This is a genomic window from Vibrio hepatarius (genome assembly GCF_011806575.1).
In the GTDB taxonomy this organism is placed as follows: domain Bacteria; phylum Pseudomonadota; class Gammaproteobacteria; order Enterobacterales; family Vibrionaceae; genus Vibrio; species Vibrio hepatarius_A.
This window is the reverse complement of record NZ_JAATOO010000038.1, coordinates 1-21,074: the sequence shown is the minus strand read 5'-3', so window position 1 is coordinate 21,074 and position 21,074 is coordinate 1. Positions and strand designations below refer to the sequence as shown.

16 protein-coding genes and 1 pseudogene are annotated in these 21,074 nt (G+C 46.5%); 4 read left to right on the top strand and 13 right to left on the bottom strand.

The genetic code is table 11. The features are described 5' to 3' along the window. Positions 1–3 precede the first annotated feature (3 nt). The 3 genes from HCZ42_RS20325 to HCZ42_RS20315 all read left to right on the top strand — a co-directional run bounded on the left by HCZ42_RS20325 (position 4) and on the right by HCZ42_RS20315 (position 3,949). The gene (locus HCZ42_RS20325; protein WP_167422520.1) at positions 4–891 is read left to right on the top strand and encodes a DMT family transporter; all 888 of its coding nucleotides are present in this window, start codon (positions 4–6) and stop codon (positions 889–891) included. 249 nt (positions 892–1,140) lie between these two features. Continuing rightward, positions 1,141–2,673 carry a 2,3-bisphosphoglycerate-independent phosphoglycerate mutase gene (gene gpmM, locus HCZ42_RS20320; protein WP_167422519.1) on the top strand — a complete coding sequence of 511 codons (1,533 nt, stop codon included), beginning with the start codon at positions 1,141–1,143 and terminating at the stop codon, positions 2,671–2,673. A 139-nt stretch (positions 2,674–2,812) separates the two neighbouring features. Next, complete coding sequence (locus HCZ42_RS20315; RefSeq protein WP_167422518.1) at positions 2,813–3,949, top strand: murein hydrolase activator EnvC family protein; 1,137 nt, start codon at positions 2,813–2,815, stop codon at positions 3,947–3,949. A 37-nt stretch (positions 3,950–3,986) separates the two neighbouring features. On the opposite strand, the gene HCZ42_RS20310 is transcribed toward HCZ42_RS20315, so the two are convergent. The 4 genes from HCZ42_RS20310 to nudC all read right to left on the bottom strand — a co-directional run bounded on the left by HCZ42_RS20310 (position 3,987) and on the right by nudC (position 7,879). Further along, positions 3,987–4,943 (bottom strand): DHHA1 domain-containing protein, encoded by a 957-nt coding sequence (locus HCZ42_RS20310; protein WP_167422517.1) that lies wholly within the window; start codon positions 4,941–4,943, stop codon positions 3,987–3,989. A gap of 75 nt (positions 4,944–5,018) precedes the next feature. Next, positions 5,019–5,654: a TetR/AcrR family transcriptional regulator gene (locus HCZ42_RS20305; RefSeq protein ID WP_167422516.1), complete on the bottom strand. Its 636-nt coding sequence runs from the start codon at positions 5,652–5,654 to the stop codon at positions 5,019–5,021. A 106-nt stretch (positions 5,655–5,760) separates the two neighbouring features. Beyond that, a complete protein-coding gene (gene hemE / locus HCZ42_RS20300) occupies positions 5,761–6,828 on the bottom strand; it encodes a uroporphyrinogen decarboxylase (protein ID WP_167422515.1) in 1,068 nt (355 codons plus the stop codon). Positions 6,829–7,090: 262 nt separating this feature from the next. Next, positions 7,091–7,879: an NAD(+) diphosphatase gene (nudC, locus tag HCZ42_RS20295; protein ID WP_167422514.1), complete on the bottom strand. Its 789-nt coding sequence runs from the start codon at positions 7,877–7,879 to the stop codon at positions 7,091–7,093. A gap of 179 nt (positions 7,880–8,058) precedes the next feature. Between nudC and rsd the strand changes: the two genes are divergently transcribed. Beyond that, the gene (gene rsd, locus HCZ42_RS20290) at positions 8,059–8,553 is read left to right on the top strand and encodes a sigma D regulator (RefSeq protein ID WP_167422513.1); all 495 of its coding nucleotides are present in this window, start codon (positions 8,059–8,061) and stop codon (positions 8,551–8,553) included. A gap of 175 nt (positions 8,554–8,728) precedes the next feature. On the opposite strand, the gene rpoC is transcribed toward rsd, so the two are convergent. The 9 genes and pseudogenes from rpoC to HCZ42_RS20245 form a co-directional block, all read right to left on the bottom strand. Next, positions 8,729–12,931 carry a DNA-directed RNA polymerase subunit beta' gene (gene rpoC / locus HCZ42_RS20285; protein ID WP_167422512.1) on the bottom strand — a complete coding sequence of 1,401 codons (4,203 nt, stop codon included), beginning with the start codon at positions 12,929–12,931 and terminating at the stop codon, positions 8,729–8,731. A gap of 75 nt (positions 12,932–13,006) precedes the next feature. Beyond that, positions 13,007–17,035 carry a DNA-directed RNA polymerase subunit beta gene (gene rpoB, locus HCZ42_RS20280; protein ID WP_167422511.1) on the bottom strand — a complete coding sequence of 1,343 codons (4,029 nt, stop codon included), beginning with the start codon at positions 17,033–17,035 and terminating at the stop codon, positions 13,007–13,009. Between the two features lie 230 nt (positions 17,036–17,265). Then, entirely contained in the window at positions 17,266–17,634 is a 369-nt protein-coding gene (gene rplL, locus HCZ42_RS20275; RefSeq protein WP_004747612.1) for a 50S ribosomal protein L7/L12, read from the bottom strand. A gap of 60 nt (positions 17,635–17,694) precedes the next feature. Then, positions 17,695–18,183 carry a 50S ribosomal protein L10 gene (rplJ, locus tag HCZ42_RS20270; RefSeq protein ID WP_167422510.1) on the bottom strand — a complete coding sequence of 163 codons (489 nt, stop codon included), beginning with the start codon at positions 18,181–18,183 and terminating at the stop codon, positions 17,695–17,697. 300 nt (positions 18,184–18,483) lie between these two features. After that, positions 18,484–19,185, bottom strand: a complete 702-nt coding sequence (gene rplA / locus HCZ42_RS20265) for a 50S ribosomal protein L1 (RefSeq protein ID WP_167422509.1) — start codon at positions 19,183–19,185, stop codon at positions 18,484–18,486. A 4-nt stretch (positions 19,186–19,189) separates the two neighbouring features. Next, positions 19,190–19,618: a 50S ribosomal protein L11 gene (gene rplK / locus HCZ42_RS20260; protein WP_167422508.1), complete on the bottom strand. Its 429-nt coding sequence runs from the start codon at positions 19,616–19,618 to the stop codon at positions 19,190–19,192. Between the two features lie 166 nt (positions 19,619–19,784). Then, entirely contained in the window at positions 19,785–20,333 is a 549-nt protein-coding gene (nusG, locus tag HCZ42_RS20255) for a transcription termination/antitermination protein NusG (RefSeq protein WP_053397181.1), read from the bottom strand. A 13-nt stretch (positions 20,334–20,346) separates the two neighbouring features. Beyond that, the gene (gene secE / locus HCZ42_RS20250; protein WP_167422507.1) at positions 20,347–20,727 is read right to left on the bottom strand and encodes a preprotein translocase subunit SecE; all 381 of its coding nucleotides are present in this window, start codon (positions 20,725–20,727) and stop codon (positions 20,347–20,349) included. A 274-nt stretch (positions 20,728–21,001) separates the two neighbouring features. Further along, positions 21,002–21,074, bottom strand: a pseudogene (locus HCZ42_RS20245) (elongation factor Tu); the annotation flags it as partial.

Here is a 21,074-nt window from a genome sequence, read left to right as displayed (position 1 = left end):
GATATGGGATACGAATGGCTGGCTTTGGCGGCCGCCTTTCTATGGGCTGTCGCCAGCATCCTCTCGGTCGCACCCGCACAACATTTAGGTACGTTTGCTTATAGCCGCTGGCGTATGGGCTGTACTTCCGTCATTCTCGGCACTATGGCACTGATTACGGGTGGCTGGTCTAGCGTGGAGCCCTCCTCAATCTCTGCAATGGCGCTGTCAGGATTAATCGGTATTTTTATCGGTGATACGGCTCTATTTGCCTGCCTAAATCGCATGGGGCCTCGTCAAGCTGGCTTGTTGTTCTCCTGCCACGCCGTCTTCTCCGCGGTATTGGGTTATTTTCTGTTTAGCGAACACATGACTGCACTTGAGTTATTAGGCTCAGCACTGGTGTTCTCAGGCGTATTAACCGCTATCTTCTTTGGTCGCCGAGGCCAAGCCAATAATCAACTCGAATCGATCAAAGGCAATGTCTGGGCTGGTGTCGGGCTAGGCCTGCTCGCGGCACTTTGCCAAGCGATGGGCGGCATTATTGCGAAACCCATAATGCAAACCGAGATAGACCCAGTTGCTGCGTCAGCGGTGAGGATGATGACGGCGTTTGTCGCCCACTCTGTATTATTCATCTCGGGCGCCAAGATCGCACGCGCGACTCAACCGATGACAATGAAGATCTTTTCCATCACTGCGGTCAACGGATTCCTGGCAATGGCCGTAGGGATGACCTTAATCCTCTACGCGCTACGTGAAGGCAATGTCGGAATGGTGGCACTGCTTTCTTCAACCACACCGATCATGCTTTTGCCTATACTATGGATTTACACCAAACAGAGACCTAACCGCTATGCTTGGCTTGGAGCCATCGTCGCGGTGACTGGCACGGGAATTTTGGTTAGTTAATCGCCTCATCTGCAATTACAACGATAGATAAATACGATTTTTAATTTGCGCTCAGATTGAGAGAATAGACCATATTCTAAGCGTAAATATCCAGTCACGACTCAAGGTGAAAGGTGTTTCAATTGAAAGATAACAACGCCATATCACAAACAATGTTTGATCTTGACCTACAGTTTTGGTTAAAAAGTGTAGTAAAATTACGCTAATTTTGTTTCCAAAGTTACTTTGAAATTTGACGAGGACATCACTATGTCAGCAAAGAAGCCATTGGCTTTAGTTATTCTTGACGGTTACGGCCACCGTGAAGACACAGCAAGCAACGCGATTGCAAATGCAAAAACACCAGTAATGGATGCACTGCTTGCAAACAACCCAAATACTCTAATCTCAGCTTCAGGCATGGACGTTGGTCTACCTGACGGTCAGATGGGTAACTCTGAGGTTGGCCACACTAACATCGGTGCTGGTCGTGTCGTATACCAAGACCTAACTCGTATCACTAAGTCTATCGCTGACGGTGAATTCGTGGAAACACCAGCGCTTGTTGAAGCCATCGACTCTGCAGTCAAGGCTGGTAAAGCGGTACACATCATGGGTCTGATGTCTCCAGGTGGCGTTCACTCTCACGAAGACCATATCTATGCAGCAGTAGAAATGGCAGCAGCACGTGGCGCAGAAAAAATCTACCTACACTGCTTCCTAGACGGCCGTGACACACCACCACGCAGCGCAGAAAACTCACTAAAACGTTTTGACGAGCTATTCGCGAAACTGGGTAAAGGCCGCATCGCGTCACTTGTTGGCCGTTACTACGCAATGGACCGTGATAACAACTGGGAACGCGTTCAAGTTGCTTACGATCTACTGACTCAAGGTAAAGCAGAATTCACTTACGATTCAGCGGTTGCTGGTCTAGAAGCGGCTTACGCTCGTGAAGAGAACGACGAATTCGTAAAAGCTACGGCGATCAAAACTGAAGCTCAAGAAGACGCAGCAATGGCTGACGGCGATGCAGTGATTTTCATGAACTACCGTGCAGACCGCGCTCGTCAAATCACCCGTGCATTCGTTTCTGATTTCAATGGTTTTGAGCGCGCAGCATTCCCAGCGGTTAACTTTGTCATGCTGACTCAGTACGCAGCTGATATTCCTCTTGCGATCGCATTCCCACCAGCGTCACTAGAGAACACTTACGGTGAATGGCTATCTAAGCAAGGCCAAACTCAGCTACGTATCTCTGAAACAGAGAAATACGCGCACGTAACTTTCTTCTTCAACGGTGGTGTTGAAAAAGAATTTGATGGCGAAGAGCGTCAGCTTGTTGCTTCTCCAAAAGTCGCAACTTACGACCTACAACCAGAAATGAGTTCTGCAGAGCTAACTGAAAAAATGGTTGCAGCGATCAAGTCTGGTAAATACGACACTATCATCTGTAACTACCCGAACGCAGATATGGTTGGTCACACTGGCGTTTACGAAGCCGCAGAGCAAGCGATTGAAGCGCTAGATGCAAGCGTAGGCAAAGTAGTTGAAGCAATCAAAGAAGTGGGCGGCCAAATGCTGATCACAGCGGACCACGGTAACGCAGAAATGATGGTTGATCCTGTGACTGGCGGTACTCACACTGCGCACACTAACCTACCAGTTCCTCTGATCTACGTAGGTGACAAAGCGGTTGAGTTCAAAGAAGGCGGTAAACTGTCTGACCTAGCACCAACGATGCTAACGCTATCTGGTCTAGAAATCCCAACTGAAATGACGGGTGACGTGCTAGTTAAGTAGTTAACTGGCAAAGAAAACTTAAGCCCGAGCCATTGCTCGGGCTTTTTCATTTCTAGCTCAATAAGTTTTGACATTCCCCTTTCTTCTGAGGAAAGGGTTTAGGTATACTGACTGTCCCATAATCAGGATAAAAGCACTCATGGCATCAAGACATCAAGCACGACTTCGGATTACCACTACGCTATCTGCACTCGTGTTCGCTGCCGCTATGACTGTCACTTCACCTGTTTGGTCGGCCTCCCAAGCTGAACTCAAAGGCGTTTCCAGTGAAATATCCCGCCAGAGACAATCACTTTCCAGCCAACAAAAACAACTCGACTCGCTGCAAAAATCCCTTAAGCAACAGGAAGTGGGCATCGCACGAATCGAGAAAGAGATCAAAGAAACCAAGGCGCTGCTAAGCCAAACCAACAGCAATATCTCGGCGTTAGAAAAGAAAGTGGAACAACTGGAAGTAGAAAAACAGCAGCAAAGTGAGAAACTCGCTGAATTGCTCAAAACCTACTATGTGACCCAACGCGCGAAAGACGCGTCAAACCTTCTCAACCAGGGCATTGAAGAAGACCGTATTAGTCAATACTTCCAACATCTTGCCAAGCAACGTGCCCACACCATTGAAGAGCTGGAGCAAACAGCGCAAGAGCTAGCAGATAGCCGAACTCAGTTGGATGTTGAAAAGAACCAACTTACTCGGCTGCTCGATGAACAAACCGAAAAACGTAATCAACTGACTCAAGTACAGTCAAAGCGTAAGAACACCTTGAGCGGTATTCGCAAGCAGATCTCCAACGACAAAGTTTATCTGTCTGAACTGCAGCGTAACGAAACTCGTCTGAAAGCAGAAATCGCCAAAGCGGCGAAACGTAACGCCGTCCCTATGGATGGCTTAGCGAGACAACAAGGTAAGCTACCTTGGCCACTCAAAGGTCGTGTATTGCATAATTACGGCACACGCCAAACTGGTCAGCTGAACTGGAAAGGGATGGTGATCGATGCAAACTACGGCCAATCAGTAAAAGCGGTTTACTCAGGGACTGTGGTGTTTGCAGATTATCTTCGCGGTTACGGCCTAGTCGTGTTACTCGACCACGGTAAAGGCGATATGACTTTATACGGTTTCAACCAAAGCCTACTAAAGAAAGAAGGCGATAAAGTCAAAGCGAATGAGACTATCGCACTCGCCGGTGACACAGGTGGTCAGGCGCAAGCTTCTCTGTATTTCGAAATTCGCCGAAACAGTAAAACCCAAAACCCAAGGCGTTGGCTAACCCAATAATAACGGTGGCAAATGCCAGTCTTCCGCCACCAGCGGGCTACGTGTAATACTGCTCAATCGCCTCAATCAGCTTTGCCAACTCGTCTTTTGGCAAGGCGTTAATGCCCGCTGCCGCTGCGCGTCCACCACCACTGATAAACTGACCACAGATGTCTCCAGCCCCTTGTTTATTGTTCAATGGCGCACGCAAAGAAACGGTATACGTACCATTACTGTTTTCGGTCAGTACGACGTGAGCAGAGTCTGGCGATTGGTTAGCCAACCAGTTTCCGTACACCCCGCTGATGCGTCTTGATGCGGCTTGATTAGGTAACTCAAACACTCCAACAACCGCGCTTTGATACTTAGCTTCGGTCGCGATTGCCTGTTGCATATCTTGCTGATAAGCATTCTTTAATAGTGAATATGGCGAGTCGCGATCAGCAATAACAGCGAAAGGATCATCATAGGCCAAAAACTCATTAAACAGTACCGCTGGGTCGAAATGCAGATCGTCAGTGACTTCACCGTAGCCGTTATAGTTGATCAAGGTACCCAGTTCTTTAAGCTGTGCTTTTTGCTCAGCGTTGAGTCCGATGGCATCCGCCAATTGATCGGCCTTCGCAATTAAGTTGTCACCGTATGCGGCGGTGATCGCCCAAGTATGGTATTTGCCTGCAAGTAGCTGATCGATAATCAGTGCCGTACAAGTGTTAGCGTCTAAATCGATATGAGCTTGTAGTTGGTCACTTTGAGGAATCACACCTGACTTATGGTGGTCGGCGTAGAAGACGCTCACGTTTCTAGCTAACAGGGCTTCCAACGCTGGAAGGTTTTTCTCCATCGAAATATCCAACGCAGTCACGGTATCTCCCGCTTGAGCCGGTACTTTGTCCAGCAGTTGAATATCTCGCTTTACCCCAGTGATTAAGGTTGACGATTTAGGCTCAGCTAAACGTAACTGAAGAAGGGCGATGATGCCGTCGGCGTCACCGTTGAATACGTCGTAGTGCATAAATAAAAACCCATTAAAGTATCTGTTGTTACTCTAATGGGTTCGAATAAAACAAACAATTTGAATTAGTTATGACTAAGCATGAATTGCTTTAACGCCATCCTCTAATAATTGTAACTGTTCGACTCCTTGTTCTGTCGCCTTTGGTTTGACCACAGCGATCATTTGCAACATACCTTGATAAATGACCTGCTCAGTAACTTGAGTCTTCTGCGACATCGCCGACTGATAACCCAGCCAACTTGACGCAATCAGGTGCAACGTGGTGACCAGCGATTTCATCTCGTCTTCTTTAACGTCTAATAGCTCAAGCTCGACAAACGCGCGCATAATGTTGATTAAGTTGCCTTGCAACCGTTCCTGCACTTGGATGTAGTCTTCGTGCAAGTGATCGTCACGTTGTAGAATTTCTGGCAAATTGGCGTAAAAAAAGCGGTATTTCCACATTAAGGTGAAGATCGAATCCAAGTAGTGCTTGAGTAACACCAAACTCTCTTGCTGGCCTTGAATCGGGGTAAAACGCTCAAGCAGCTCGTTTGAGTAAAGTGAGAATATCTCTCTCACGATTTCTTGCTTATTTCGAAAATGATAATAAAGGTTGCCAGGACTGATATCGATATGCGCTGCAATATGGTTAGTGGTGATATTCCTTTCACCGTGAGTATTAAAAAGTTCTAATGCCGCCAGCACTATTTTATCGCGTGTCTTCATTAATTTTCCGTATCCTCTTCCACGATTATTATCAGTATAGCGTGTTAGTGTAACCTGAAACAAAAAAGCGCCTGGTCATATCAGGCGCTTTCATTATATTGCTAAGTTATTTGTGGTACGGCTTAGATAGCTCGTGCACCGCGTCTACAAAGACACCTGCATTTTCTGGCGGTACATCTAGGTGGATACCGTGGCCAAGGTTGAATACGTGACCTGTGCCCGCATCGCCAAATCCTTCAAGGATGGTCGCCACTTCTTCACGGATACGTTCAGGTTGTGCGTAAAGCATTGATGGATCCATGTTGCCTTGCAGCGCCACTTTGTCGCCGATACGCGCTTTGGCATCAGCGATGTTAATTGTCCAGTCTAGGCCGACTGCATCACAGCCTGTCGCCGCGATTTGCTCTAACCACATACCACCGTTCTTAGTGAACAGCGTTACTGGAACACGACGACCTTCGTTTTCACGAATCAGACCATCAACGATTTTGTGCATGTACTGAAGCGAGAACAGATTGTAGTCGCGCGGAGTCAGTACACCACCCCAAGTATCAAATACCATTACAGACTGCGCACCGGCTTTGATTTGCGCGTTTAAGTATTCGATGACGCTGTCTGCCAGCTTGTCTAGAAGAGCATGTAGCGTTTGTGGCTCTGCGTACATCATCTTCTTGATCTTAGTAAACGCTTTCGAGCTACCACCTTCAACCATGTAGGTCGCCAGTGTCCAAGGACTACCAGAGAAGCCAATCAAAGGTACTTCACCTTTAAGATCTTTACGGATCTGACGCACTGCATTCATTACGTATTGCAGCTCACCTTCTGGGTCTGGAAGACCGATCTTTTCTACGTCGGCTTTACAGGTAATTGGCTTATCAAATACAGGACCTTCGCCTGCTGCGAAACGTAGACCAAGCCCCATTGCATCAGGGATGGTTAGAATGTCAGAGAAAAGGATCGCGGCATCAAGTGGAAAACGACGTAGTGGTTGAAGTGTCACTTCCGACGCTAACTCTGCATTTTTGCACAGCGACATGAAATCGCCTGCCTCTGCACGAGTCGCTTTATATTCTGGTAGGTATCGACCTGCCTGACGCATCATCCATACTGGCGTGTAATCTACAGGTTCTTTTAATAATGCACGCAGATAGCGATCATTTTTTAATTCAGTCATTCTGTTCTTCCGATTCAATAGACTCACTTTTTTGTGGCCAATATTCTAACACCGTTTGCCTCGCAAAAGCTGTGTGCTTTGCGCCCTAGATCAAGTTATTAACTATAAAATCAGAGCTTAATTTGCACCCACCCCGTAAGGGTGTTAAAAATTTGTGTGCTAGCGAAAACTACAATTATAAACTGAACACTCAAGTGTTCAGCATCTCATAACGACATCTTACTTACCCCCTCCCTCTCGGAGGGTTTTTTTTACTTAATTTTCAGATATCTATATCTTTAATCTCGGCTAACGTCTGTTCTATCAACGCACGTGCAATAGTGCCAACTGGCGCGACTGGCGGCATCTCTTCAACATTAAACCATCGTGCGTCACTTAGCTCACTGTAATCAGGTTTTAGCACCCCTGATTGGTATTCGGCGAGAAAGCCCATCATCATACTCGACGGAAACGCCCACGGTTGGCTACCAAAATAACGGATATTTTTTACTTCGATACCCGTTTCTTCTTTGACTTCACGCGCAACGCACTGCTCCAAGGTTTCACCGACTTCAAGAAATCCGGCGATCACGGTATACATACCATTTTTGTGCCTTGGGTGCTGCGCCAAAAGGATTTCATTTTCTTTGCGTACCGCGACAATGATACAGGGAAAAATTCTCGGGTAATGCAGCGTACGACAGTCACCACACTGCATGGCCAGTTGATTATGATTAAAGTGGTTTCGGCCACCACACAGTGGACAAAAGCGCATTGACTGCGTCATATGACCAAATTGTATTGCTTTGCTCATCATTAAAAAGAGTTCTTGCGGAAATACGAGACATTCTCTAAGAGAAACTAACTCTAGATCTTGTTCCACATCCCCAGCGTTCAACCAGTAAACGGGACTTTGTTGGTATTCGCCAATCAGGATCGCCTTCTCTTCAGGTAGCGAATATTGCTGGGCTGCACCGCAAGGCAATTGATCATCTACCAGCCAGATCTCACTTCCTGACACGACACACCAATAAGCATCTTCCGTACGGTTTGTGTCACTATTCTTTAACATTACCCTTCCTCTTTGCTTGCAGTCCATCCATTTTACTGGCAATCTAAATTCATACCAGAGTTTGTAGTGAAGCAATTTTCTGGCTATAAATTCTAGTAAGGACAAGAGGTTGTATCTCTAGAAGAGCTTTGCTAAGGCAGAGCGTAATGATCACCGGAGTGTGATCCGATCATGAGGGCATGGTCATGCTAAATAAATTCAAAAGAACTCAAGAACAGTGGGGTGGCTCTAGTGAAGTCATCGATCATTGGTTAGAAACCCGACAGTCATTAATCGTTGAGTACTGTAAATTGGCTGCGCTTCAGCCATGCTCAACCAAGTCCGCAGTTTCTACGCTTCCTACTCCCGAAGAACTGCAAATTTTCTGTCAGCACGTTGTCGACTACATTTCTGAAGGCCATTTCAAAATCTACGATATGGTGATGGATAAGTGGCGCTCAACTGGCTTTGAGGCGACAGACGATATTAACCAGACTTACGCGCAAATCGTACTCACTACAGAGCCACTGCTTAACTTTACTGACCGTTATGCTGATGTCCCTGAAGATGATGATTTGGACACGTTCGATAGCGACCTTTCAATGATTGGGGAAATCATCGAAGCACGTTTTGAAGTGGAAGATCAGCTAATTCAGTTGATTGCTAATAGTCTGGCAGTACCACCGGGCGCATAAACGCTGCCCAGTATTACTATATAGTACGGCTCGTTAGACCAATGGGCCGTAGCGTTTGTTACGGCAATTCACCCGTCGACACGTTCAATATTTTTATATTGCCCTCAAAACAAAAAAGGCACCCGAAGGTGCCTTTTGTCATTTTATCCATCTGGACGATTACTCGCCGAGTGGCTTATTCCTCTGAAGAGAAACCAGCATTTAGCAGTGCTGCTAGGTTATCCGTCGCTTGTTCAGCTGATGGGCCTTCTTGCGCTTCTGCACGCTTAGCTTGACGATCTTGGTGGTAAGCGAAACCCGTACCTGCAGGGATTAGACGTCCTACAATTACGTTTTCTTTCAGACCACGTAGCTCATCACGTTTACCAGAAACCGCAGCTTCTGTTAGTACGCGAGTTGTCTCCTGGAACGATGCCGCAGAGATGAACGATTCTGTTGCTAGCGATGCTTTCGTGATACCTAGTAGTTCACGTTCGAAGCGTGCTGGCTCTTTGCCTTCAGCTTCAAGCAGACGGTTAGCAATCTTAACGTTCGCGTATTCTACTTGCTCGCCCGCTAGGAACTCAGAGTCACCAGCGTGAGTAATAGTACACTTGCGTAGCATCTGACGAACGATAGTTTCGATGTGCTTATCGTTAATCTTAACGCCTTGCAGACGGTATACTTCTTGAACTTCGTTCGCGATGTATTGCGTCACAGCGTGTACGCCACGTAGACGTAGAATGTCATGTGGAGACTCAGGACCATCTGCGATCACATCACCACGTTCAACTTTCTCGCCTTCGAATACGTTAAGCTGACGATGCTTAGGAATCATCTCTTCGTATGTATCACCGCCTTCGCGAGTGATCACTAGACGACGCTTACCTTTCGTCTCTTTACCGAAGCTCACAGTACCTGTGTGCTCAGCAAGGATTGCAGGCTCTTTCGGCTTACGTGCTTCGAATAGGTCAGCAACGCGTGGAAGACCACCGGTGATATCTTTGTTACCGCCAGACTTCTGAGGAATACGTGCAAGAGTATCACCCACACCTACTTCTGCGCCGTCTTCGATGTTCACGATCGCTTTACCAGGTAGGAAGTAGTGAGCTGGCATATCAGTACCAGGGATCATTACGTCGTTACCTTGCTCATCAACAAGCTTGATTGCTGGACGCATATCTTTACCTGCTGAAGGACGAGCTGCTGGGTCAGTCACTTCGCTTGAAGATAGACCTGTAAGGTCATCTGTTTGACGAGATACTGTTACACCATCGATCATATTTACAAACTGGATGCGACCTGCCACTTCAGTGATGATTGGCATTGTGTGCGCTTCCCAGTTCGCTACTGTTTCACCAGAAGCAACGGCGTCGTTGTCACCTTTGCTTAGTAGCGAGCCGTATGGCAGTTTGTGTTTCTCTTTCGTACGGCCGAACTCATCGATGATGGTTAGTTCAGATGCACGAGAAGTAATAACTAGCTTGCCATCTTTGTTGGTTACGAACTTAGCGTTGTGTAGCTTAACAGAACCGTTGTTCTTCGCTTGAATGCTGTTCTCTGCTGCCGCTGTTGATGCCGCACCACCGATGTGGAACGTACGCATCGTAAGCTGTGTACCCGGCTCACCGATAGACTGAGCAGCGATAACGCCTACTGCTTCACCTTGGTTCACTAGGTGACCACGTGCTAGGTCACGACCGTAACACTGTGCACAACAACCGAAGTCGGAATCACACGTTACAACAGAACGTACACGCATGCTGTCTACTGAGTTCTCTTCCATGATTTGACACCACTTCTCATCGATCAGCGTGTTACGTGGAATAAGAACATCTTCAGTACCAGGTTTTAGAACGTCTTCAGCAACAACACGACCAAGAGCTAGCTCAGACAGCGCAACTTTAACATCACCACCCTCGATGTGAGGCATCATGTCAACACCCTCATGAGTGCCACAGTCATGTTCAGTTACAACAACGTCTTGAGCAACGTCTACTAGACGACGAGTTAGGTAACCCGAGTTTGCTGTTTTCAGTGCCGTATCCGCAAGACCCTTACGAGCACCGTGCGTTGAGATAAAGTACTGAAGTACGTTTAGACCTTCTTTAAAGTTCGCAGTGATCGGCGTTTCGATGATTGAACCATCTGGACGCGCCATCAGACCACGCATACCCGCTAGCTGACGAATCTGTGCTGCAGAACCACGAGCGCCCGAGTCCGCCATCATGTAGATGCTGTTGAATGACTCTTGCTGCTCTTCTTCACCGTCACGGTTGATTACCGTTTCAGAAGATAGGTTTTCCATCATTGCTTTCGCAACGCGATCGTTGGTCGATGCCCAGATATCGATCACTTTGTTGTAGCGTTCGCCCGCAGTTACAAGACCAGATTGGTACTGTTCTTGGATTTCGCGAACTTCTTCTTCTGCTTCAGAGATCTCAGTGTACTTAGCTGCAGGTACAACCATATCGTCGATACCAACAGAAACACCAGATAGTGCCGCGTAAGCAAAACCTGTGTACATGATTTGGTCAGCGAAGATAACGGTGTCTTTAAGACCAAGCTTACGGTAAGCCTCGTTAAGTAGGTTAGAAATCTGCTTCTTACCTAACTTTTGGTTAACGATGCTGAACGGTAGGCCAGCTGGCACGATTTGCCACAGCATTGCACGACCGATAGTGGTATCCACCATCTTAGTCTCAGTAGTGCTGTTGCCATCTTCATCTACAACCGTTTCTGTAATACGTACTTTAACGCGTGCGTGTAACTCAGCGCTCTTAGTGCGGTATGCCTTCTCAGCCTCTTCAGGGCCAGCAAGGTACATGCCTTCACCTTTCACGTTGATCTTGTCACGAGTCATGTAGTACAGACCCAATACAACGTCCTGAGAAGGTACGATGATCGGATCACCTGACGCTGGCGACAGAATGTTGTTCGTCGACATCATCAGAGTACGAGCTTCAAGCTGTGCCTCTAGCGTTAGAGGTACGTGAACCGCCATTTGGTCACCATCGAAGTCCGCGTTGTACGCCGCACAAACAAGTGGGTGTAGCTGAATCGCTTTACCTTCGATTAGTACTGGTTCGAACGCCTGGATACCTAGACGGTGAAGTGTCGGTGCACGGTTCAATAGTACTGGGTGTTCACGGATTACTTCGTCTAGGATATCCCAAACAACCGCTTCTTCACGCTCAACCATCTTCTTAGCGGCTTTGATTGTAGTCGCAAGACCACGAGTCTCTAGCTTGCTGTAGATGAATGGTTTGAATAGCTCAAGTGCCATCTTCTTAGGAAGACCACACTGGTGTAGACGAAGGTATGGACCTACTGTGATTACAGAACGGCCAGAGTAGTCTACACGTTTACCTAGAAGGTTCTGACGGAAACGACCTTGTTTACCCTTGATCATATCAGCAAGAGATTTCAGAGGACGCTTGTTCGAACCTGTGATCGCACGACCACGACGACCGTTGTCTAGTAGCGCATCAACAGACTCTTGCAGCATACGTTTTTCGTTACGTACGATGATGTCCGGAGCCGCTAGCTCTAGAAGACGCTTCAAACGGTTGTTACGGTTGATCACACGACGGTATAGATCGTTCAGATCTGAAGTCGCAAAGCGACCGCCGTCTAGTGGTACTAGAGGACGTAGATCTGGCGGAAGTACCGGAAGCACAGTTAGGATCATCCATTCTGGGTTGTTACCAGATTGAACGAACGCTTCAACTAGCTTCAGACGCTTAGTGATTTTCTTACGCTTAGTCTCTGAGTTAGTAGACTGAAGCTCTTCACGCATTTCTTCGATTTCAGCAGGGAGATCCATTGCACCTAGAAGGTCTTTGATCGCTTCCGCACCCATCTTAGCCGTGAATTCATCACCCCACTCTTCTAGACGGTCTAGATACTCTTCTTCCGTTAGCATCTGACCTTTTTCTAGATCTGTCATACCCGGTTCAGTTACTACGTACATTTCGAAGTAAAGAACACGTTCGATATCACGTAGAGGGATATCCATTAGTAGACCGATACGAGACGGTAGTGATTTTAGGAACCAGATGTGAGCAACTGGTGAAGCAAGCTCGATGTGGCCCATACGGTCACGACGAACTTTAGTCTGTGTAACTTCTACGCCACACTTCTCACAGATAACACCACGGTGTTTCAGACGCTTATATTTGCCACAAAGACATTCGTAGTCTTTAACTGGACCAAAGATACGCGCACAGAACAGACCATCACGTTCAGGTTTGAACGTACGATAGTTGATCGTTTCAGGTTTTTTAACTTCACCGAAAGACCATGAACGGATCATGTCCGGTGAAGATAGACCGATTTTGATTGCATCAAATTCTTCGGTCTTATGCTGTGCTTTTAGAAAGTTTAATAAGTCTTTCACAATCAGCTCCTGTAAGGAGTTAAAAGGGGCTCACCCGCAAAAGTGAGCACCTTCAACCAAATAATCCCGTGGGGATTACTCTTCGTCTTCTAGCTCGATGTTGATACCTAGCGAGCGGATCTCTTTCAACAATACGTTGAACGATTCTGGCATACCAGGTTCCATGCTGTGGTTACCGTCTACGATGTTCTTGTACATCTTAGTACGGCCGTTAACGTCATCCGACTTAACGGTTAGCATTTCTTGTAGCGTGTAAGCAGCACCGTATGCTTCTAGTGCCCATACTTCCATCTCACCGAAACGCTGACCACCGAACTGAGCTTTACCACCAAGTGGTTGCTGAGTTACTAGGCTGTACGAGCCAGTTGAACGAGCGTGCATCTTGTCATCAACAAGGTGGTTCAGTTTCAGCATGTACATGTAACCAACAGTTACAGGACGCTCAAACGCATCACCTGTGCGACCATCAAACAGCGTTAGCTGACCAGATTCTGGTAGGTCTGCTAGTTTTAGAAGCTCTTTGATTGATGTCTCATTCGCACCGTCAAATACTGGAGTCGCGATCGGCAGACCACCACGTAGGTTCTTGATCAGCGTACGAACTTCATCATCAGATAGTGACGCAATGTCTACTTTCTGACGAGTTTCACCAAGGTCGTAGACTTTCTGTAGGAAGTCACGGAACTTAGCTAGCTCTTGCTGCTCTTTCACCATTTGGTTGATCTTGTCACCGATACCTTTCGCTGCCAGACCTAAGTGTACTTCTAGGATCTGACCGATGTTCATACGCGAAGGTACACCCAGTGGGTTCAGTACGATATCAACAGGCTGACCTTTTTCATCGTAAGGCATGTCTTCAACAGGGTTGATCTTAGAGATTACACCCTTGTTACCGTGACGACCCGCCATCTTATCACCAGGCTGAATGCGACGTTTAACCGCTAGGTAAACCTTAACGATCTTCAGTACGCCCGGTGCTAGATCATCACCTTGAGTGATCTTGCGACGTTTAGTTTCGAACTTCTTGTCGAAGTCAGCTTTTAGCTCGTCCCATTGCTCAGCTAGTTGCTCAAGCTGAGTTTGTAGAGCGTCATCTTCAAGCGTTAGCTCTAACCACTTCTTACGGTCGATAGAGTCAAGTTTCGCTTCAGTGTAACCACCGTCGATAAGTACAGCTTTAACGCGGTTTAGAAGGCCACCCTCAAGAATCTGGAATTCTTCAGTAAGGTCTTTCTTCGCTTCTTTCAGCTGCATCTGTTCGATTTCAAGTGCACGTTTGTCTTTTTCAACACCGTCACGAGTAAATACTTGAACGTCGATGATAGTACCTGAAACAGAGTTTGGTACGCGTAGAGACGTGTCTTTAACGTCTGACGCTTTCTCACCGAAGATGGCACGTAGTAGCTTCTCTTCAGGAGTTAGCTGAGTTTCACCTTTAGGCGTTACTTTACCTACAAGGATGTCACCGCCTTTCACTTCCGCACCGATGTAAACGATACCTGACTCGTCTAGTTTAGACAGAGCAGACTCACCTACGTTTGGAATGTCAGCTGTGATTTCTTCAGCACCAAGCTTAGTATCACGCGCCACACAAGATAGCTCTTGGATGTGGATAGTCGTGAAACGGTCTTCTTGAACTACGCGCTCAGATACTAAGATCGAGTCTTCGAAGTTGTAACCGTTCCAAGGCATGAACGCGATACGCATGTTCTGACCAAGCGCTAGCTCACCAAGGTCTGTTGAAGGACCATCAGCAAGAACGTCACCACGTGCTACTGGTTCACCCGGCATCACACATGGACGCTGGTTGATACACGTATTTTGGTTAGAACGAGTGTATTTAGTTAGGTTGTAGATATCGATACCTGCTTCGCCAGGGATCAACTCGTCTTCGTTCACTTTAACAACGATACGAGAAGCATCTACAGACTGGATTACACCACCACGTTTCGCTACCGCTGTAACACCAGAGTCAACGGCGATGTTACGTTCGATACCAGTACCAACTAGAGGCTTATCAGCTTTCAGTGTTGGAACGGCCTGACGTTGCATGTTCGCACCCATCAATGCACGGTTCGCATCATCGTGTTCTAGGAACGGGATAAGCGACGCAGCGATAGATACAACCTGGTTAGTTGCAACGTCCATGTAGTCAACATGTTCGCGTGGGTGTAGGCCAGATTCACCTTTCTGACGAGCTGTGATTAGCTCTTCAGCAAATGTGCCTTCTTCAGTCAGAACAGTGTTCGCCTGAGCGATAACGTACTGACCTTCTTGAATAGCAGATAGGTAATCTACTTCGTCTGTTACTACGCCATCTACTACGCGACGGTATGGAGTCTCTAGGAAACCGTACTCGTTACAACGCGCAAATGCAGATAGAGAGTTGATCAGACCGATGTTTGGACCTTCAGGCGTTTCGATAGGACATAGACGACCGTAGTGAGTTACGTGTACGTCACGTACTTCGAAGCCAGCACGTTCACGAGTTAGACCGCCAGGACCCAATGCAGAAATACGACGCTTGTGCGTGACTTCTGATAACGGGTTGTTTTGGTCCATGAACTGAGAAAGCTGTGAAGAGCCAAAGAATTCTTTAACCGCAGCAGAGATCGGCTTAGCGTTGATTAGGTCTTGAGGCATGATTGCATCAAGATCACCAAGGCTTAGACGCTCTTTAACAGCACGTTCAACACGTACTAGACCAACGCGGAATTGGTTTTCTGCCATTTCGCCAACAGAACGGATACGACGGTTACCTAGGTGGTCGATATCGTCCACTTCACCGATGCCGTTACGGATAGCGATAAGCTTCTTCATCACTTCGATGATATCAGTTTCATCAAGTGTGCCTTGCTCTTGAGCATCTTCACGTTCGATAGAGCTGTTGAACTTCATACGACCAACAGTCGATAGATCGTAACGCTCTTCAGAGAAGAATAGGCTTTCGAATAGTGCTTCAGCAGCTTCTTTCGTTGGTGGCTCACCAGGACGCATCATGCGGTAGATTTCTACCAAAGCAGAAATACGATCAACAGTGCTGTCGATACGTACGGTTTCTGACATGAATGGACCGTGGTCTAGGTCGTTCGTAAATAGAACTTGTAGAGACTTATGGCCAGCCTGAGAAAGGTTCGCTAGTGCTTCAAGAGAGATCTCTTGGTTAGCTGCAACGATGATTTCGCCAGTCGCTTCGTTGATGTAATCTTTAGATGCAACTTTGCCTACGATGTACTCGACTGGTACTTCGATATGGTCAATGCCGTCTTTCTCAAGTTGACGGATGTGGCGTGCAGTAACACGACGACCCGTCTCAACGTAAACTTTACCGTTCGCTTCGATATCGAATGACGCAGTTTCACCACGTAGACGATCAGGAACCAACTCCATAAGTAGAGTTTGATCTTTCACTTCGAAGTTGATCTTCTCAAAGAAGATATCCAGGATCTCTTCTGTCGTCTTACCTAGTGCGCGAAGAATGATTGATGCTGGAAGCTTACGACGGCGGTCGATACGTACGTATAGGTTATCCTTAGGATCAAACTCGAAATCAAGCCATGAACCACGGTAAGGAATGATACGTGCGTTGTATAGAACTTTACCTGATGAGTGGGTCTTACCCTTATCGCTGTCGAAGAATACGCCAGGGCTTCTGTGCAGCTGGGATACGATAACCCTCTCGGTACCATTGATTACGAAGGTACCATTGTCAGTCATGAGTGGAATTTCACCCATGTAGACTTCTTGTTCTTTAATGTCTTTTACAGTACCTGCTGGCGCGTCTTTATCAAAGATAACTAAGCGTAGTTTAACGCGTAGTGGTTTTGAGTAAGTTACGCCGCGAATTTGACATTCTTTAACGTCAAAAACTGGCTCACCAAGACGGTAGCTAACGTATTGCAGCTCGGAATTGCCGTTGTAGCTCTGAATCGGAAATACAGAACGGAAAGCAGCTTCAAGACCGTATTGACCTTCAGGATCCTGTTCGATGAATTTTTCGAACGAATCGAGCTGGATCGATAGCAGGTATGGAATGTCCAAAACTTGTGGACGAGTACCAAAGTCCTTACGGATGCGCTTTTTCTCGGTATAAGAGTAAACCATGGGGTTCCTCAGCTCGCTGATAAGTGACCCAAACTGTCTCGGGTAGCGTGAGACAGTGACTAAACAACTGTTTGACTGTAGTGACGTTTCATTAAGGTGTCATGAAACGTTTTTTGCTAGAACGTAGGTGACTAAACAGCGGAAAATTCACCTATGCCCTACAGCGCAAAAAGGCCGGTGGTTAAAAAACCACCAGCCATTAGCCGTTAGGCTAAGAAACTATGCAATAATTACTTAACAGTAACACTTGCACCAGCTTCTTCTAGCTGAGCTTTAAGAGCTTCAGCTTCGTCTTTCTCTACGCCTTCTTTAAGAGGTGCAGGAGCGCCGTCTACTAGAGCTTTAGCTTCTTTAAGACCTAGGCCAGTTGCGCCACGTACTGCTTTGATTACAGCAACTTTGTTACCGCCAGCAGATTCTAGGATTACGTCGAATTCAGTTTGCTCAGCAGCAGCTTCGCCGCCAGCAGCGCCGCCAGCTACAACAGCAGCTGCAGCAGAAACACCGAATTTCTCTTCCATTGCTTCAATTAGTTCAACAACTTGCATTACAGACATTTCTGCAACTGCGTCTAGGATTTGCTCGTTAGTAATAGACATAACAATTCTCTTTTAAGTCAACAATAAGTTTATTAAGCAACCAGTAAAAAGCAAGGCTTATTAAGCCGCTTCTTTTTGATCGCGGATAGCAGCGATAGTACGTACCAGCTTGCCTGCAGAAGCTTCTTTCATGCACATCATTAGGCGTGCGATTGCTTCGTCGTAAGTTGGTAGTGTCGCTAGTACTTCAGCGTCAGCTAGCGCGCCTTCAAATGCAGCAGCTTTGATCTCGAAGTCTTTGTTCTCTTTAGCGAAGTCTTTGAAAAGACGTGCTGCAGCACCTGGGTGCTCGTTAGAGAACGCGATTAGAGTAGGACCAGTGAAAGTGTCAGTTAGACACTCGTAGTCTGTACCTTCAACCGCACGACGCATTAGAGTGTTACGAACAACTCGTACGTAAACGCCAGCTTCACGAGCTTGCTTACGTAGTGAAGTCATTGCGCTTACTTCAACGCCACGAGAATCAGCTACAACTGCAGAAAGTGCACCACTGGCAGCTTCGTTGACTTCAGCAACAATTGCTTTTTTGTCTTGAAGGTTTAAAGCCATCTTGGATTTACTCCTGGTTGTCGTTACACCACTCACTATTATCACAACAGTGAGAGCTATTGAGGTGCTTCCCAGAAGAAAGGTAACTATTTACATAGAGCTTTCTGTCAGTTCGGGCACCATCTACGTAGGACGATTAAGTCTGTACTTGTAAAACAAATTCAGACACCTACGGTCTTGGACGGAGACTGGGTCATAATTCACAGCAAATTCTTAACGAATTTAATGAACCAAAGTTCAGCCCCAACCACAAATATTAGGCGCGAAATTATACATTAATTTCACGCCTAATCAAATAAATTATGCTTGAGTGTTCAGGCTACCCTGATCAACAGCAACACCAGCACCCATAGTAGTAGAGATGCTTACTTTCTTCAGGAAAGTACCTTTCGCTGAAGATGGCTTAGCTTTCTTAAGAGCGATTAGAAGAGACTCTAGGTTCTCTTTGATCTGCTCTGCAGAGAAGTTAGCTTTACCGATAGTAGTGTGGATGATGCCGTTCTTGTCGTTACGGTAACGAACCTGACCCGCTTTAGCGTTCTTAACTGCTTCAGCAACGTTAGGAGTTACAGTACCAACTTTAGGGTTTGGCATTAGACCGCGAGGACCTAGGATAGTACCTAGCTGACCTACAACGCGCATTGCATCTGGAGAAGCAACAACTACGTCAAAGTTCATTTCGCCTTTCTTCACTTGCTCAGCAAGATCTTCCATACCAACGATGTCTGCGCCAGCTTCTTTAGCTGCTTCAGCGTTTGCACCTTGAGTGAACACTGCAACGCGGATATCGCGGCCAGTACCGTGAGGTAGTACAGTTGCACCACGTACGTTCTGGTCAGATTTACGAGCATCGATGCCAAGGTTAACAGCAACGTCTACAGACTCAACGAATTTAGCAGTCGCTAGTTCTTGAAGAAGAGCTACAGCTTCGTTGATTTCGTATTCTTTAGTTACGTCAACTTTTTCGCGGATTACGCGCATGCGCTTAGTTAGTTTTGCCATGATCTTAACCCTCTACCACTAGGCCCATTGAACGAGCAGTACCAGCGATTGAGCGTTTCATCGCTTCGATGTCAGCACCAGTCATATCAGCAGCTTTAGTTTCTGCGATTTCTTGGATTTGAGCGTCAGTTACAGTACCCACTTTTTCAGTGTTTGGACGACCAGAACCAGACTTAACGCCAGCAGCTTTCTTAAGAAGAACAGCAGCAGGTGGAGTCTTAGTGATGAACGTGAAAGAACGGTCACTGTATACAGTGATAACAACTGGAGTTGGTAGACCTTTCTCGATAGATTCTGTTTTCGCGTTAAACGCTTTACAGAATTCCATGATGTTAACACCGTGCTGACCTAGAGCAGGACCAACTGGTGGACTTGGGTTCGCCATACCAGCAGCAACTTGCAGCTTGATGTAAGCTTCAACTTTCTTAGCCATGATAATTCCTAAGTTTTGGGTTCAGACGCTAATCAATCGATCAGCTCCCCGTTTACGTAAAAAACTTTTTACTTCACTAGAAGTAAAAAGGCGCGAAATTATAGTCATAATTCGCGCCTTGTACAACCCTAAAAAGGTGATTTTTTATACTCTTTAATTAAGAGTCTTAGTCCAGTTTTTCAACCTGACCAAATTCAAGCTCAACTGGTGTTGCACGACCAAAGATCGATACAGACACTTTCAGGCGGCTCTTCTCGTAATCCACTTCTTCAACAGTACCGTTGAAGTCAGCAAATGGACCGTCAGTAACACGTACCACTTCACCCGCTTCGTACATAGTACGAGGACGTGGAGCTTCGCTTGCTTTCTCAAGACGATTAAGAATAGCGTCAGCTTCTTTATCAGTGATAGGAGCTGGACGGTCAGAGGTACCACCAATGAAGCCCATGACACGCGGCACACTGCGTACTAGGTGCCATGATTCATCGTTCATGATCATCTGAACAAGGACGTAACCTGGGAAGAATTTACGCTCAGATTTACGACGTTGACCTGCGCGCATTTCCACAACTTCTTCAGTTGGGACTAAAACCTCACCAAATAGCTCTTCCATGCCATGCATTTTGATATGCTCGCGAAGAGACTGGGCTACACGACCTTCAAATCCAGAGAAGGCTTGAACCACATACCAGCGTTTTTTAGGAGCTTCACTCATGAATTACAACCCTCTATACCCCAGTCGCTAGAGCAACAAGACGAACCATAATGCCGTCAATGCCCCATAGCGCTAGAGCCATTACAATACTTACAGCTAAAACGATCAGAGTTGTTTGCATAGTTTCTTGGCGTGTAGGCCAAACTACTTTGCGAACTTCCATACGAGATTCTTTAGCAAAACTGATCGCAGCTTTACCTTTCGTTGTTGTAGCAGCCACACCAAGTGCAGCAGCAATCAGTACAACAACACCTGCAGCTCGAATCACTACAGACATTTCACCATACAGGTAATTACCCACAACAGCGGCAGTTAGCAGAACAAAAGTGATAATCCACTTAAAGATATCTGCGCCATTTGAGCTCTCAGGAGTTTCAGCATTATTTGCTTTCATAAAACCAACCTGTCACAAGTCTTAATATAGACGACGACAACCCCGCTGTTGCAGGGCAAATCCATAAAACGTCAGTCGCAAGGACTGACGCACTCTTAAATTGATAGAAAAGCCCGTCTTCTATCAAAAAATCCTGCTTAACATCTGCTTGTACAACAATTCAGCAAACATTATTTTGAGTGCAGAAAAAGGGCATCAAATGATGCCCTTTTTGCTACTGGTTCGTCAAATCTTATTCAAAGATTTTTCAGAAGTCTTCAGTAATTCCGGAGAATTAGTCGAAGATCTTAGCAACAACACCAGCACCTACTGTACGGCCACCTTCACGGATCGCGAAACGTAGACCT